General features: G+C 66.7%; 12 protein-coding genes and 1 pseudogene. 11 read left to right on the top strand and 2 right to left on the bottom strand.

From position 1 onward, the window contains the following. Window positions 1-3 precede the first annotated feature (3 nt). The 5 genes from ACSDHM_RS09370 to ACSDHM_RS09350 all read left to right on the top strand — a co-directional run bounded on the left by ACSDHM_RS09370 (window position 4) and on the right by ACSDHM_RS09350 (window position 5,435). Window positions 4-1,125 (top strand): 4-oxalomesaconate tautomerase, encoded by a 1,122-nt coding sequence (locus tag ACSDHM_RS09370; protein WP_151354690.1) that lies wholly within the window; start codon window positions 4-6, stop codon window positions 1,123-1,125. A 75-nt stretch (window positions 1,126-1,200) separates the two neighbouring features. After that, complete coding sequence (locus ACSDHM_RS09365; RefSeq protein WP_439426911.1) at window positions 1,201-2,259, top strand: ABC transporter substrate-binding protein; 1,059 nt, start codon at window positions 1,201-1,203, stop codon at window positions 2,257-2,259. Window positions 2,260-2,273: 14 nt separating this feature from the next. Continuing rightward, window positions 2,274-3,107, top strand: coding sequence for an ABC transporter ATP-binding protein (locus ACSDHM_RS09360; RefSeq protein ID WP_049467258.1), 834 nt, complete (start codon window positions 2,274-2,276; stop codon window positions 3,105-3,107). Continuing rightward, window positions 3,091-3,867 (top strand): ABC transporter permease, encoded by a 777-nt coding sequence (locus tag ACSDHM_RS09355; RefSeq protein WP_005409726.1) that lies wholly within the window; start codon window positions 3,091-3,093, stop codon window positions 3,865-3,867. Before ACSDHM_RS09360 ends, ACSDHM_RS09355 begins: the two co-directional genes overlap by 17 nt. Window positions 3,868-4,001: 134 nt before the next feature. Then, window positions 4,002-5,435, top strand: a complete 1,434-nt coding sequence (locus tag ACSDHM_RS09350) for an OprO/OprP family phosphate-selective porin (protein ID WP_252744996.1) — start codon at window positions 4,002-4,004, stop codon at window positions 5,433-5,435. Window positions 5,436-5,459: 24 nt separating this feature from the next. On the opposite strand, the gene ACSDHM_RS09345 is transcribed toward ACSDHM_RS09350, so the two are convergent. Further along, window positions 5,460-6,707 (bottom strand): arsenic transporter, encoded by a 1,248-nt coding sequence (locus ACSDHM_RS09345; protein WP_072167088.1) that lies wholly within the window; start codon window positions 6,705-6,707, stop codon window positions 5,460-5,462. Between the two features lie 294 nt (window positions 6,708-7,001). Between ACSDHM_RS09345 and ACSDHM_RS09340 the strand changes: the two genes are divergently transcribed. The 3 genes and pseudogenes from ACSDHM_RS09340 to ACSDHM_RS09330 all read left to right on the top strand — a co-directional run bounded on the left by ACSDHM_RS09340 (window position 7,002) and on the right by ACSDHM_RS09330 (window position 7,718). Then, entirely contained in the window at window positions 7,002-7,193 is a 192-nt protein-coding gene (locus tag ACSDHM_RS09340; RefSeq protein WP_072167087.1) for a hypothetical protein, read from the top strand. After that, window positions 7,160-7,399 (top strand): annotated as a pseudogene (locus ACSDHM_RS09335) (penicillin-binding protein); the annotation flags it as partial. The gene ACSDHM_RS09340 and the pseudogene ACSDHM_RS09335, both read left to right, overlap by 34 nt. Window positions 7,400-7,505: 106 nt before the next feature. Then, the gene (locus tag ACSDHM_RS09330) at window positions 7,506-7,718 is read left to right on the top strand and encodes a hypothetical protein (RefSeq protein WP_049411161.1); all 213 of its coding nucleotides are present in this window, start codon (window positions 7,506-7,508) and stop codon (window positions 7,716-7,718) included. Between the two features lie 97 nt (window positions 7,719-7,815). Here ACSDHM_RS09330 and ACSDHM_RS09325 read toward each other — a convergent pair whose 3' ends face one another. Next, window positions 7,816-8,376 (bottom strand): fasciclin domain-containing protein, encoded by a 561-nt coding sequence (locus tag ACSDHM_RS09325; protein ID WP_227836728.1) that lies wholly within the window; start codon window positions 8,374-8,376, stop codon window positions 7,816-7,818. Between the two features lie 423 nt (window positions 8,377-8,799). On the opposite strand from ACSDHM_RS09325, the gene ACSDHM_RS09320 reads away from it, so the two are divergent. The 3 genes from ACSDHM_RS09320 to ACSDHM_RS09310 all read left to right on the top strand — a co-directional run bounded on the left by ACSDHM_RS09320 (window position 8,800) and on the right by ACSDHM_RS09310 (window position 13,838). Beyond that, entirely contained in the window at window positions 8,800-11,928 is a 3,129-nt protein-coding gene (locus tag ACSDHM_RS09320) for a TonB-dependent receptor (RefSeq protein WP_312249936.1), read from the top strand. Between the two features lie 125 nt (window positions 11,929-12,053). After that, window positions 12,054-12,812 carry a SapC family protein gene (locus ACSDHM_RS09315; RefSeq protein WP_095377571.1) on the top strand — a complete coding sequence of 253 codons (759 nt, stop codon included), beginning with the start codon at window positions 12,054-12,056 and terminating at the stop codon, window positions 12,810-12,812. Between the two features lie 3 nt (window positions 12,813-12,815). After that, window positions 12,816-13,838, top strand: coding sequence for a cupin-like domain-containing protein (locus tag ACSDHM_RS09310; RefSeq protein WP_134971000.1), 1,023 nt, complete (start codon window positions 12,816-12,818; stop codon window positions 13,836-13,838). The last annotated feature ends 2 nt before the right edge of the window (window positions 13,839-13,840 follow it).

Genomic DNA, 13,840 nt, shown 5'->3' with positions numbered 1-13,840 from the left:
CGTATGTCCAACGATCTGCTCAGCATTCCCTGCGTACTCATGCGCGGCGGCACCTCCAAAGGCCCGTTCTTCCTGGCCAGCGACCTTCCGATGGACATCGCTGAACGCGATCGCCTGCTGCTGGAAGTGATGGGCTCGGGCCATCCGTTGCAGATCGACGGCATCGGCGGTGGCAACGCGCTGACCAGCAAGGTGGCGATCATCGACCGCTCCAGCCGTCCGGACGCCGATGTCGACTACCTGTTCGCCCAGGTGCGGGTAGAGCAGCAGGTGGTGGATACCTCGCCGAACTGCGGCAACATGCTGGCGGCCGTAGGCCCGTATGCCATCGAGCGTGGGCTGGTGCAGGCGCAGGATCCGCAGACCGAGGTGCGCATCCACAACGTCAACACCGGCAAGCTGATCATCGCCACGGTGGAAACGCCCGGCGGCAACGTGGTGTACCGCGGTGACACGCGCATTGCCGGCGCGCCGGGCTCGGCCTCGCCGGTCAGGCTCGCTTTCCTTGATGCGGCAGGCGCCCGCACCGGCAAGCTGCTGCCCAGCGGCCACGCGCAGGAAACCATCGATGGCGTGCCGGTCAGCCTGGTGGACTGCGCGATGCCGATGATGCTGGTGCGCGCAGAAGATCTGGGCGTGCGCGGCGATACCCCGCCCGCCGAACTGAACGCGGACGCGGTATTCATGCGCCGGCTGGAAGCGCTGCGCATCGAGGCGGGCGCCCGCATGGGCATCGCCGACGCCGGCAACAAGGTCATTCCGAAGCCGGTGCTGCTGTCGGCGCCGCAACATGGGGGCGATCTGCAGGTGCGCTATTTCATGCCGCATCAATGCCACACCGCGCTGGCCATTACCGGCGCGGTCGGCCTGGCCACCGCCGCCGTTACGCCGGGCACGCTGGCCCACACTTTGGTCGGATGCCTGTCCGTTCCCGGCAGCATTACCCTCGAACATCCGAGCGGGGCCCTGGAGGTGGGCCTCAGTCGCAGCTCGCAGGACGCGCCGGTCGTTGCCAGCGTCGTGCGCACCGCACGCCGGCTGTTCGAAGGACGCGTGTTTGCCACCACGCCAGCACTTGCCGTGGCCGGTTCCACCCAAGCCCGCCAATGGACGTCAGCGGCATGATCTGAACCCGGACGGGCCGGCGCAGGTGCGCATGCCCGCCATTACAACGTAGATGCTTCACTCCTGGGAGGGATGATGTACAAGCAGTTCTTGATGGCCGCGCTGTGCGCGGCTGGTCTGGCCGCGGCCGGATGCAGCAACAGCGGGCGCACCGAAGGCGCATCCGCCGGCGGTGATGACAATGCACCGGTACGCATCAGCGTCGGCTCCTACAACCTCAACAACCTGCCGTTCTTCATCGCCGACGCCAAGGGGTACTTCAAGGACGTCGGCCTGCAGGTGAAGACCGAGAACTTCGCCCAGGGCGGCTCCAAGGTATTGCAGGCGCTGGTGGCCAATTCCACCGACGTGGCCGTCGGCTTCTACGACCACACCATCCAGATGCAGGCCAAGGGCAAGGACGTGGTGGCCTTCGTGCTGCTCTCGCGCAACTCCGGCCTGGTGATGGCCGGCCGCGAGGATGCCAGCTTCGATCCGGCACGCCCGGAAACCATCAAGGGCCAGAAGGTCGGGATCACCGCGCCGGGCTCATCGTCGGACTTCTTCGTCCGTCACTTCCTCGCTCAGCACGATATCCCCGTCGACAGTGTCTCGCTGATCGGCGTCGGCTCGGGCGCGGCTGCGGTGGCCGCGCTGGAGCAGGGCAAGATCGACCTGCTGGTCAACTACGACCCGGCCGCCACCCTGATCACCGAGCGCAAGGTCGGGAAGATCCTCCTCGACGCGCGCAGCGATGACGGCGCCCGCCAGGTCTATGGCGGCCTGTACCCGACCTCGGTGATGTACGCCAACCAGAGCTTCCTGGACAAGCGCCCCGAAGCGGCCGAGAAGATCGCCCGCGCCGAGCAGATGGCGTTGAAGTTCATCGCCGACAACAGTGCTGAAGACATCGTTGCGGCGCTGCCGGACAGCTACGTCTCCGGCGACCGCGCCACCTATGCGCGCGCGGTGGAGAACGCCCGCGCGATCTTCACCCGCGACGGTCATTTCACGCCGGCTGATCTGGAAACGCCGTTGAAGGTGCTGCGCGAGTTCAATACGGATGTGGCCAAGGCCAACATCGATCTGTCCCGCACCTACACCAATGCCTTCGTCGAGCGTGCCAACGCCGCGGCGCCGGCTGCCCAACCGTAAGCGGAGGTAACCCCATGGCCCTCAATGCCACCGTGCGCCAGCTCAATGGCGCACCGCAGCTGGAGCCTGCACAGACCATGGTCGCCATCAACAAGGTGACCATGTCCTTCGGCGAATTCACCGCCGTCCGTGATGTCGACATCCAGGTGGGGGACGGCGAGTTCCTTGCCATCGTCGGGCCGACCGGCTGCGGCAAGAGCACCATCCTCAATTCCGTGGCGGGCCTGCTGAAGCCGTCGTCCGGGCAGGTCAGCATCGATGGCCGTGCGGTCAGCGGCGTCCAGGAGTCGGTCGGCTACCTGTTCCAGCAGGACGCGCTGCTGCCGTGGAAGACGGCTTACCAGAACGTTGAGCTCGGCCTGCGCTTCCGTGGTGTGCCCGAAGCCGAACGCAAGGCCAAGGCCAACGCGTGGCTGGCCAAGGTCGGCCTGGCCGGTTTCGAGCACCGCTATCCGCACCAGTTGTCCGGTGGCCAGCGCAAGCGCGTGCAGATGGCGCAGGCGCTGATCGTCGAGCCGAAGGTGATCCTGATGGACGAACCTTTCTCGGCGCTGGACATCCACACCCGGCACCTGATGCAGAACGAACTGCTGCGCCTGTGGCAGGAGGACCGGCGCTCGGTGATCCTGATCACCCACGATCTGGAAGAAGCGATCGCCCTGGGCGACCGCGTGGTGGTGCTGTCATCCGGTCCGGCCAGCCGCGTGGTGCGCAGCTTCGACGTGGATCTGGAACGCCCGCGCAACGTGGCCGAGATCAAGCTGGATGACCGTTTCACCGACCTGTACCGCGACATCTGGGCCTGCCTGCGCGGCGAAGTGGAGAAGAGCTATGCACGCCAAGACTGACAAGTTCATCCAACTGGCCCTGGTTGTGGCCGTGTTCGGCGGCTGGGAGGGCGGCATCGCGCTGGGCGTGATCGATCCGTTCTTCTTCCCCTCGCCAACGGCGATCGTGCAGCAGGCCTGGACCTGGCTGTCCGATACGTCGTTCTACCAGCACGTCTACATCACCCTGACCGAAACCGCGCTGGGCTACATCATCGGCACCGGCCTCGGCGTGGCCGGCGGTGTCTGGTTGGGCCTGAGCCGCCGCTCGGCGCGCATCCTCGATCCCTTCATCAAAGGCTTCAACGCAATTCCGCGCGTGGTGCTGGCCCCGATTTTCGTGTTGTGGCTGGGGCTGGGCCTGTGGTCGAAGGTGGCGCTGGCGGTCACCCTGGTGTTCTTCACCACGTTCTTCAATGCCATGCAGGGCGTACGCGAGGTGAATCCGGTGGTACTGGCCAATGCCCGCATCCTGGGCGCAAGCCGCAGCGACCTGCTACGCCATGTCTACTTCCCGGCAGCAGCCAGCTGGATCCTGTCCTCGCTGCGCACCTCGGTGGGCTTCGCCGTGGTCGGCGCGATCATCGGTGAGTACCTCGGCGCCTCGGCGGGCCTGGGTTACCTGATTGCGCAGGCAGAAGGCAACTTCAACGCCGTCGGTGTGTTTGCCGGCATCATCATCCTTGCCGCCTTCGTGCTGGTCATCGACGCGCTGCTGGACGTGGTCGAGAACAAGCTGATCACCTGGCGTCCCAACGCCCAGGCCCAGGCCACCAGCTGACCGGGCCGGGCTGAGCCCGCCTGCCGCGCCGCCGGGCCGATCCGGCGGCGCGCGCTTCCTCCCCCGATCTTCCCCCGCACCACCGCAACAGGCCAGCGCCGGGCCAGGGGGCCGGCTGGCCGGAGAGAGAGTCCATGAACCATTCCACCGTGCTGCCGCTGGCAGCGCTGTCGGTCGCGCTCGGCCTGCTGTTGGCCAGTGGCCATGCCGGCGCCCAGTCCACGTCTTCGCTGCCCGCGCCGCTGAGCCAGGCTGAGCTGTCACGCCTGGTGCAGCAGCAGGCACTGCAGATCCAGCAACTGGAAGCACGCCTCCGCGCCGTGGAGGGCGGGCACAGCACCGCCGGTGCGGCGGCCGCAACGCAGGCCCCCGCGCTGGACACCCGCGTCGCCGCACTGGAATCCAGCCAGGCCAAGGCGCCCAAGGTCACCTGGTCCAAGGGCGCACCGGAGTTCAGCAGTGCCGATGGCAGCGTGGTGTTCCGTCCGCGCGGACGCCTGTTCGTCGACGCATCCAGCACCGATGGATCGTCAGTGAGTGACCGCAACATCTCCGGTACCGAGATCCGCTCGGTGCGGCTGGGCGCCGAAGGCCGCTACGGCATCCTCGGCTGGGCGGTGGAAGGTGACTTCGCCGACAACGCGGTGGCGTGGAAGTCGGTCTACGCCACCGTTGACCACCGCCTGTTCGGGCTGCCGGCCGACCTGACCGTAGGCAACCGCCTCAACGACCGGGGTATCGACGGCTCCAGCAGCACCTCCAACACGCCGTTCCAGGACCGCAACGTGGTCGGCACGCTGATGATGCCGCAGCGCGGCCTGTTCGGTGTCGGCCTGACCGAGCGCGTGTACGGCAAGAACTGGCATGCCAGCCTGTCGGTGGCCGGCAACGATCTCAACAACGCCGGCACCGACAACGACAGCCAGACCTGGGCCACGCGCGTGCATTGGAACCCGGTGGCCAACGACGCAGTCACGGTGCACCTGGGGGCCTGGGCCTTCCACGAGGAGATTGCCGCAAGCGCCAGCGGCGTCGTCCGCAGTTCGGCCATCGCCGGGCACTTCAACGACCTGGTCAAGATTGCGCCGGGCACACTGCTGGGCGCCGAGCGCAGCACGTCCTATGGCGCGGAACTGGCAGGCTTCTTCGGGCCGGCCTGGGCGACCGGCGAATGGGGTACGCGCAACCTGCGCGGGGCCGGCGCCAGCGGGCGCTACGATCTGGACCACCAGGCCTGGGCGATCTCGGCGGGCTGGTTCCTGGCCGGTGCAAGGCCGGCCTATTCGGGCAAGGCCGGCACCTGGGGCCGGGTGAAAGTGGCCGATCCTGTCACCCGCGGCGGCGCCGGGGCATGGGAACTGAAAGGGCGCTACGAAGACGTGGACTATGCCGAGCTGCCCAGTGGCGGTACCGGCCACGCGTGGACGCTGGGTGCGAACTGGTATCTCAACGACTTCAGCCGCGTGATGTTCGAGGCGATCCGTTGGCAGACCCGCAACCGCAGCGGCACCGGCCAGGGCAGGGATGAAGGCACCACCTTCAACACCCGCCTGCAGGTGGCCTTCTAGCAGCGCATGCCGCTTGCGCGCCGATCAGAGCAGCAGTAGTGCTCCGATCAACGCCGGCGGCATCACCAGCGCGCCGACGCGCAGGAAGTCGAGCGCGCTGACATGCTCGCCCTCGCGGCGCAGCGCCACCAGCCACAGCATTGTCGCCAGCGAACCGGTGACCGACAGGTTGGGCCCCAGATCCACGCCGACCAGCAATGCGGCACGGGTCTGCGCCGGCAGGTCGGCCATCTGCCCCAGCGAACCGGCGGCCAGGCCGACCGGCAGATTGTTGGCCACGTTGCTCAGCAGCGCAGCCGCGCCACCGGCCAGCCAGCTGGCCTGGCGGGGAGATGCCTGCGCCAGAGCCTGCAGCGCGCTGGCCGCGCTCTGGATGACACCGGTCTGCGCCACCGCTTCCACCAGCACGAACAGTCCCGCCACCAGCGGCAGCACGCCCCAGGACACGTGTCGCAGCAGTGGCAGCGGGCTGCGCCTCTGGCGGATCGCCACCACGGCCACACTCAGCGTGCCCGCACAGAACGTGGTCAGGCCCAATGGCCCGTTCAAGGCGGACGTGACCAGCAACACGGTGCCGGTGAACAGCACGCCCAGTGCGCTCAGCCGGCCGCCGTCGGTCAACGGGCGATGCGCCGGCGCGGCCACCAGCGGCTGGGCGATCTCGCGCCGGTGCACCCAGCGCAGGACCAGATAGGTGGCACCGATCGCCGCCGCCGACGGCAGCGCGAACTGCGCCAGCCACTGCAGCAGCGGCGGCAGGTGCTGGCCGTACACCACCAGGTTGGCCGGATTGGAAATGGGCAGCACGAAGCTGGCCGCATTGGCGATGAAGGCACAGACAAACAGGTAGGGCAGGGGGTTGGCGCGCGCCGCCTTGCAGGCGGCGTAGACCGCCGGCGTCAGCACTACGGCCGTTGCATCGTTGGACAGGAACACGGTCACCAGCGTGCCGACCAGGAACACCAGGTCGAACAGGCGTCGCCCGGATCCGCCCGCATGCCGCACCGCGTACAACGCCAGCCAATCGAACAGGCCTTCGCGCCGCGCCAGTTCGGCCAGCACCATCATGCCGACCAGGAACAGGTAGACGTCGCGGCCTTCGGCCACTGCGCCCCATGCGGTGTGCAGCGACACGGCGCCCAGCAGCGGCAACACGGCGGCAGCGCCCAGCGCCCACACATATTCGGGGATGCGGAAAGGACGGAACAGCAGGCCGAGGGTGGCAACGGCGACCGCTGCCCAGATCAGGAGGGGGGCTTGGGAGGCAAGCATGGAGTGGGGCTTCAGCGGCACCTGCACCGACCCCGGCGCAGGGGGGGCCTGGCGCGCGATCAGCGGATGGGCGGCCGCTGCAATCATCGCAGGTTCCGGGTCGCCGCATCATACCGTGCGGCGCTGCATGGCGACCGCTGCGGTCGACCGCGTTGCAGGTGGGCCGGGGGTGGCGCCCAGCCCACGTTCAGCACGCAAGCGCGCCATCACTTCAGCCACTGCAGTGTGACTACGCATGTAGTCACACTGCACGCACACTCATTGGACGAGATTGCGATGCCAGGATCCTGCTGGTTGTCCTGCGCCCTGGCCCTGGTGTTCGGCATCGCCGGGCCCAGCCAAGCGGCGACGCGTGCCGAAGCCCTCGCCGCGATCGAGCGCAACGCGCGTGGCGCGCATTCCGACGCGGTCCTGGTGATGCACGACCGGGAGACGCTGCTTGAGTTGAAGCCCGCCGCCGGAGCCAGATCTCCGCGCGCGGACTGAAGCGCGCCGATCTCTACGACATCACACGGGGGCCGGTCGTCGGCTTTGCCGCCAACGGCTACCTGGGCCAATACCTGATGATCGTCCCGGAACAGCGGGTGGTCGCCGTGCGTCTGGTCCACCGGCGCGAGACCCACAGCGCTCCACAGGACGACTATCCCTCCTTCTTCGCCGATGTCCTGCAGTTGGCGCGGACACTGCGATAGGCCCTGTCGCCATCATGTCCACGCGCGCTGAACATCTTCCTGGAGCGTTCTTCACTGGCGTGCCGCCTAAAGTGGGATGACATCTTGGCCGCACAGCAACTTAGGCATGTTTGATTATCAGGACTGGACCTTCCACGCCAATGGCCGAACGGTAGTGGCGCGGGTAGCGCTGGACGGCGACGGTGGCGGCACCATCAACCGCTACCAGCTGGTGCCGGGGCCGGCGCAGTCGGGGCTGTGCATCAAGGTCGCCTCCCAGGACGAGGCCGCGCAGAAACTGGAGGCCGAAGTGACCAAGCTGCTCGGGCCGGAGTGGTAGCTACTACGCCATGCCGGGCAGGGATCCGCATGGTGACGTCGGGATGACCGGGCCCGGGCAACGGGCATCGCGCCGGATGCCCGTTGCGTGAGGCCGCTTACCTGGGCATCAGCACGGTGTCGACCACGTGGATGACGCCGTTGGACTGGCCGACATCTGCAATGCTGATGCCTGCCTTTCCACCCTTTGCGTCGATGACCCAGAGCTTGCCATCGTGGAGCGCCACGGTGAGAGGCTCACCCTGCACGGTCTTCAGGGTGGCCTTGCCGCCGTGCTTGCGGGCATCGGCCAGAAGCTGGGCGGAACTGTAGCTGCCCGGGACGACGTGGTAGGTCAGGATCCGGGTCAGCTGTGCCTTGTTTTCAGGCTTCACCAGTGTATCGACAGTGCCTGCAGGCAGCTTGTCGAAGGCCGCATTGGTGGGCGCGAAAACAGTGAAGGGCCCGGCGCCGTTGAGGGTGTCGACCAGGCCGGCTGCTTTGACCGCTGCAACCAGCGTGGTGTGATCCTTGGAATTGACGGCGTTCTCGACGATGGTCCTGGTGGGGTACATTTCTGCCCCGCCCACGATGACGGTGTTGGCGGCGAAAACCGAGGAGCCGGACGAAACGAGTACGGCGAAGCCGACTGCGGCGGCGATGCGCTGAAGAGCGTTCACGGTGCGTTCCTTTCTGGATGACCCGCAAGTGCGGGCATCTTTCCTACGTCGGGTGAGCGTGACCGGATGCAGCAACGGCCGAGTCATCAGCTGTTTGGCGCGCAGGCGGTTTTGCTGCGCTGCATGGTGACAACGGCGAACCTCGGTGATTACTCTCCGCTGCAACGCGATGGTAGCGCTACCAGTCGGACGGGGATCCAGGGTCCGGGAGGCTGCCTTCTTTGCCGCGTGTTTGTCCTGGCAGGCTTGAAAAGCAAGTGTAAGTCGCGGCGTGCCCGAGCACCCGTGCTGTTCGGTTTGGAATGCGGGCCACGCCCGTGCGTGCCCCTGGGAGGGGGCGGTACATCCATTCGATCGTATGTCAGAGGGGACTTTCATGAGCACCTGCAGTTTCCGTGGCACCCCGGGCCCGAGGTCCGGTTCATGAGCCGCGCGTTGGCGAAGTTCCGGTCCCGGGCCATGTTCACCTTCGTGGGTGGTGCCCTGGTCATCAATCCCGCCTTTGCGCAGGACGCCGCACCGGCGACCGGGCCGCAGCCGCAGAGCCAGTCGCAACCCACCCAGCTTGATGCAGTGCAGGTCACGGGCATACGCAACAGCCTGAGCCAGGCCATGGACATCAAGCGCGACTCGGCGGGCGTGGTCGACGCGATCAGTGCCGAGGACATCGGCAAGTTCCCCGATACCAATCTTGCCGAGTCGTTGCAGCGCATCACCGGCATCTCCATCGAGCGCCGTGACGGCGAGGGTGCGCAGGTGACCGCGCGTGGCTTCGGCCCCCAGTTCAACATGGTCACGCTCAACGGTCGGCAGATGCCGGGTGCCGATGCATTCGGTGCCTCTGGACAGGTCGCCATCGGCGGTGTCGACGGCGGCACCCGCGCCTTCAATTTCGCGCAGCTGGCCGCCGAGGCCATCAATGGTATCGAGGTCTACAAGACCAGCCAGGCGCAGGTGCCCAGCGGTGGCATCGGTGCGACGATCAACATCCTGACCTCGCGTCCGCTCGATCACGCCGGCATCGTGGCCAGCGCCGGGGCGAAGCTGGTGTCCGACCAGAGCCAGCCGTTTGACAATGACCTGACACCGGAGCTGTCGGGCATCTTCAGTTACAGCAATCCGGAAAAGACCTTTGGCGTCAGCCTCAGCGCGAGCCAGCAGAAGCGCAAGGGTGGCTCGGTGCAGGCCACGGAGAACTACTGGAACGTGCAGCCGTGGACAGGGTCGATGCCGGGCAACCCGACCGTGGTCAATGCTCCGGCCGTCGGCCAGCTTTACGCGCGGCCCAACGACCTGCGCTACGCGTTCTCCGAATTCGAGCGCGAACGCGTCAACGGCCAGGCCGTGCTGCAGTTCGCACCGACGGACAGCCTGACTCTGACCGTGGATTACACGTACTCGACCAACGAGATCACCGAGAATCGTGGCGAGCAGGGCATGTGGTTGCAGAACAGTAACTACACCAACGTCGAGTTCGACACCAGTGGCGCCGTCGCGACGCCGGTCTACATCCGTGAAATCGCCGGCACCAAGGATTTCGGCCTGGAGCAGCAGCGCAGCATGCAGGAGTACAAGCTGGGTTCGCTGGGCTTCAACGCCGTCTGGAATGTCAGCGACCGCTTCAAGCTCAGCTTCGATGCGCACAACTCGAAGAACGAGAGCCGCCCGAATGATCCGCTCACCGGCGGTGGTTCGATCTTCATGAGCATCGCCGGCACCAACAACTGTACCCGTGGCCCGCATTGCGGTGGCTCCTGGGTGCAGGAGCTGAACTTCAACAATGGCCTGCCGGTTGGCACCCAGGTCTGGTATCCCAGCACCGCCGATGCGCTCGCCGGGACCAATGGCGTGGTCAATCCGGGCTTCCAGGAAGGCGAGGTTGGCACGCAGGTGCTGCGCGTCAACGCGCAGACCCAGATCAGCGAGATCAAGCAGGCGCGCGTCGATGGCGAATGGAACTTCGACCACGGGCGCTTCCAGTTCGGCGTGGACACCAACAAGTCCACCACCCACCGCATCCAGGCCGCCGAGGCCTACTCGACCCTGGGCGACTGGGGCGTGGCCAACGTGGACCGGGATACCGCCGCAGGCCTGATGGACCTGCTGCAGCCGGTCAGCATCGTCGGCCTGTTCGACGACTACAGTGCCAACAGCTGGCCCGCCTGGCGCGGCAATGCCGGGCAGCTCGCGCAATGGGCATCGCGCGAGTACGGCGTCGGCCTGGGTGTGAACCCGCAACGCGCGGCCGACAACTTCGTCGAAGAAAAGACCAAGGCGGCGTACTTCCAGGTGGAGCTGGACGGGGAGCTGGGTGGCATGCGCACCAACACCCGCCTGGGCGTGCGCTATGAAACCACTGACGTGGTGTCGACCTCGGTCATTGCCGTCCCCGAGTCCATCGAGTGGCAGGCCAACAACGATTTCCGCATCGTGCTGTCCGATGAGCAGCAGCCCTTCACAGAGAAGGCGCGCTACAGCTACATCCTGCCCAACCTTGATTTCAGCATCGACCTCACCGAGGAACTGAAGGGCCGCGTTTCGTTCGGCAAGAGCATCGCCCGCGCGCCGTACGGCAATCTCTATGCAGGACCCGGGGCCCAGCAGCCGTTCGGCTCGGTGCTGATCGACCCCTCGTCGCGCGCCAGCGGCAACTCGCAGAACCCGAGCCTGAAGCCGCTGGAATCGGACAACCTCGACCTGGGGCTGGAGTGGTACTTCGCCGATGCCAGCTATGTGTCATTGACCTACTGGAACAAGTCGGTCAGCAACTTCATCGGCAACACCGTCGTCCAGGAAAGCCTCTACGGCCTCACCGACCCGACCTCCGGGCCGGATGCGCGGGCGGCGTTGGACTTCCTGACCAGCGGCGCCTGCGTCGCCCAGGTCGGGCCGGCCAATGCCGCTGCCTGCTCGGCCAACGACACCTCGCTGTTCACCGCGCTGGCATTGCTGCGAAACAATCCTGCCGGCCTCGGCGCCTACAACGGCACTGATGCGCAGGTGCTGGCCACCGAAGCGGCCTACGATCTGTATGGGCAGCCCAACGATCCGCTGTACCAGTTCAACGTCAATCGCCCGATCAACCAGAACAAATCCAAGCTGCATGGCTGGGAGCTGGGCGGCCAGTACTTCTTCGGTGACACCGGCTTCGGCGTGCTGGCCAACTACACCGTGGTCAAAGGTGATGTCGGCTACAACAATGGCGGCGATCCGGGCATCGACCAGTTCTCGCTCACCGGCCTGAGCGACACCGCCAACGCCATGCTGATGTACGAGAAGTACGGGTGGTCGGTGCGCCTGGCATGGAACTGGCGCGACCAGTACCTGATCCTGGCCAACCAGGGCTCCAGCCGCAATCCGTACTATGTGGAGCCGTACGAGCAGTGGGATCTCAGCGTCAACTACGCGCTGGATGACCACTGGTCCTTCAGCCTGGAGGCGATCAACCTGACCGGCGAGGATGTGCGGTGGCGCTCGCGCACGTCGCAGATGATCGTCAAGCTGGCTGACCAGAGCCCGCGCTACATGCTGGGCGTCCGCTACAAGTTCTGAGCCTGGCTGCCGATGCGTCCGGCACGGCACCGCTGCCCGCCAGCGGTGCCGTGCCGGGACGGTGTCGCCGCAGCTGTCGCGCCTGCGCTACGCTGCCGGCCAGCCACCCCGCACTGGATACCCTGATGGCCCGCTACGAAATGCTCAACAACATCGCGCATCGGGACCTGAAGGTCGCCACCGGATTCGGGCCGCAGTTCGGCGATGCCGTGGGCATGGTGCCGGCCTATCCCAGCGAGTTCGCAGAACTGCAGCGTGAGTATCCGATCTTCCTGCGCAGGGAAACCGGGACGGAAGCGTGGCAGTCCGTGGCCCTGCTGGGTTTCGAGCAACACGAGAACCTGTTCCTGCAGGACGGGCGCTGGAATGCTTCCTACCTGCCTGGCGCGGCGGCCAAAGGGCCGTTCCTGATCGGCTTCCAGGAGCACTACGTGGATGGCCTGCTCACCCAGGATGCGGTGATGCACGTGGACCTGGACCATCCGCGCGTCACCGACGGGGGCGGCGAGCCGGTGTTCCTGCCGCAGGGCGGCAACACCCCTTACCTGGACCACATCGCCAGCGTGCTGCGCGGCATCCACGAGGGCAGTGCCTTCGCGGCCGGGATGTTCACGATGCTCGACGACTGTGGCCTCATCCAGCCGGTCACGCTCGACGTGCAGATCGCGGCGCACCACCGGGTGAGCGTGAGCGGATTGCACGGCATCGACCGCGAGCGCCTGGCGGCGCTGGACAGTTCGCGCCTGGCTGCGTTGAACCGCGCCGGTTACCTGGAAGGTGCATACCTGATGCTTGCCTCTCTGCATAACATGCGCCGCCTGATCGCCGAGAAGCAGCGCCGTCTCCGCGTCCAGCACGGCACCGCGCAGGCGGCCAGGAACTGACCGGTGCACGCCAGCCTGCCGATGCGGATCCTGGAAGGCATCGATCCTGCCGCCTTGCCACTGGCGGCCCTGGTGGAGGCCGGTGACCCGGTCGTACTGCGCGGCATCGCCACCGATTGGCCACTGGTCCAGGCCGGGCTGGGCGGGGTGCAGGACGCAATGGCGTACCTGTGCAGCGTCGATGCGGGTGCGCCCATCCAGTACTCGTTCGGCGGCGCCGAGATCGGGGGGCGCCCGTTCTACAGCGCGGACTTCACCCGGTTGAACTTCGAAGTACGGCGCGGTGGGCTGGCCCAGGTGCTGGAAGAGATCGCCATGACGCTGCATGCACCGCAACCGCCAACCTACTACGTGGCCTCGCTGCCGATCGCGCGGGCACTGCTACCGGCATTCGCGCAGGCCAACGACGCCGGTCTGGCCAAGCAGGGCATCGACGCCACCGCCAGCATCTGGATCGGCAACCGGGTGACGGCCTCGTGCCATTTCGACACACCCGACAACCTCGCCTGCTGCGCGGTGGGGCAGCGCGAGTTCACCCTGTTCCCGCCCGACCAGATCGACAATCTGTATCCGGGCCCGCTCGATCCCACGCCGGGGGGACAGGTGGTCAGCGTGGTGGACTTCGAACAGCCCGACTTCGATCGGCATCCACGTTTCCGCGAGGCGCTGGCGCACGCGCGCCGCGCGGTGCTTGGGCCCGGCGATGCGATCTTCATCCCCAGCATGTGGTGGCACCATGTACGCAGCCTGGAACCGTTCAACGTGCTGGTGAACTACTGGTGGCGAAGCTCGCCGGCCTGGCTGGGATCCGCGCTGGCGGCGCTGCACCACGCGATGTGGGCCGTGCGTGATCTGCCGGCGCGCGAAAAGCAGGCCTGGGAAGGGCTCTTCCGCTACTACGCATTCGGCCCTGGCGAGCGCGCGGGGCAGCACCTGCCTGACGCCGCGCGCGGGGATCTGGCACCGTTCGACGAGCAGCGCGCCCGCCGCATGCGCGCGATGCTGCTGGGCAGGCTCAACCGTTGAGA

This window comes from Stenotrophomonas sp. T8 (assembly GCF_051853085.1).
Lineage (GTDB): Bacteria > Pseudomonadota > Gammaproteobacteria > Xanthomonadales > Xanthomonadaceae > Stenotrophomonas > Stenotrophomonas sepilia.
The sequence above is the reverse complement of the archived record's forward strand: the minus strand, read 5'-3'. Positions and strand labels throughout refer to the sequence as shown.

Excerpts from the sequence above, each read along its gene's own strand:
- ACSDHM_RS09370 (WP_151354690.1), top strand. The coding sequence starts at position 4 with ATGTCCAACGATCTGCTCAGCATTCCCTGCGTACTCATGCGCGGCGGC.
- ACSDHM_RS09365 (WP_439426911.1), top strand. The coding sequence starts at position 1,201 with ATGTACAAGCAGTTCTTGATGGCCGCGCTGTGCGCGGCTGGTCTGGCC.
- ACSDHM_RS09360 (WP_049467258.1), top strand. The coding sequence starts at position 2,274 with ATGGCCCTCAATGCCACCGTGCGCCAGCTCAATGGCGCACCGCAGCTG.
- ACSDHM_RS09355 (WP_005409726.1), top strand. The coding sequence starts at position 3,091 with ATGCACGCCAAGACTGACAAGTTCATCCAACTGGCCCTGGTTGTGGCC.
- ACSDHM_RS09350 (WP_252744996.1), top strand. The coding sequence starts at position 4,002 with ATGAACCATTCCACCGTGCTGCCGCTGGCAGCGCTGTCGGTCGCGCTC.
- ACSDHM_RS09345 (WP_072167088.1), bottom strand. The coding sequence starts at position 6,707 with ATGCTTGCCTCCCAAGCCCCCCTCCTGATCTGGGCAGCGGTCGCCGTT.
- ACSDHM_RS09330 (WP_049411161.1), top strand. The coding sequence starts at position 7,506 with ATGTTTGATTATCAGGACTGGACCTTCCACGCCAATGGCCGAACGGTA.
- ACSDHM_RS09320 (WP_312249936.1), top strand. The coding sequence starts at position 8,800 with ATGAGCCGCGCGTTGGCGAAGTTCCGGTCCCGGGCCATGTTCACCTTC.
- ACSDHM_RS09315 (WP_095377571.1), top strand. The coding sequence starts at position 12,054 with ATGGCCCGCTACGAAATGCTCAACAACATCGCGCATCGGGACCTGAAG.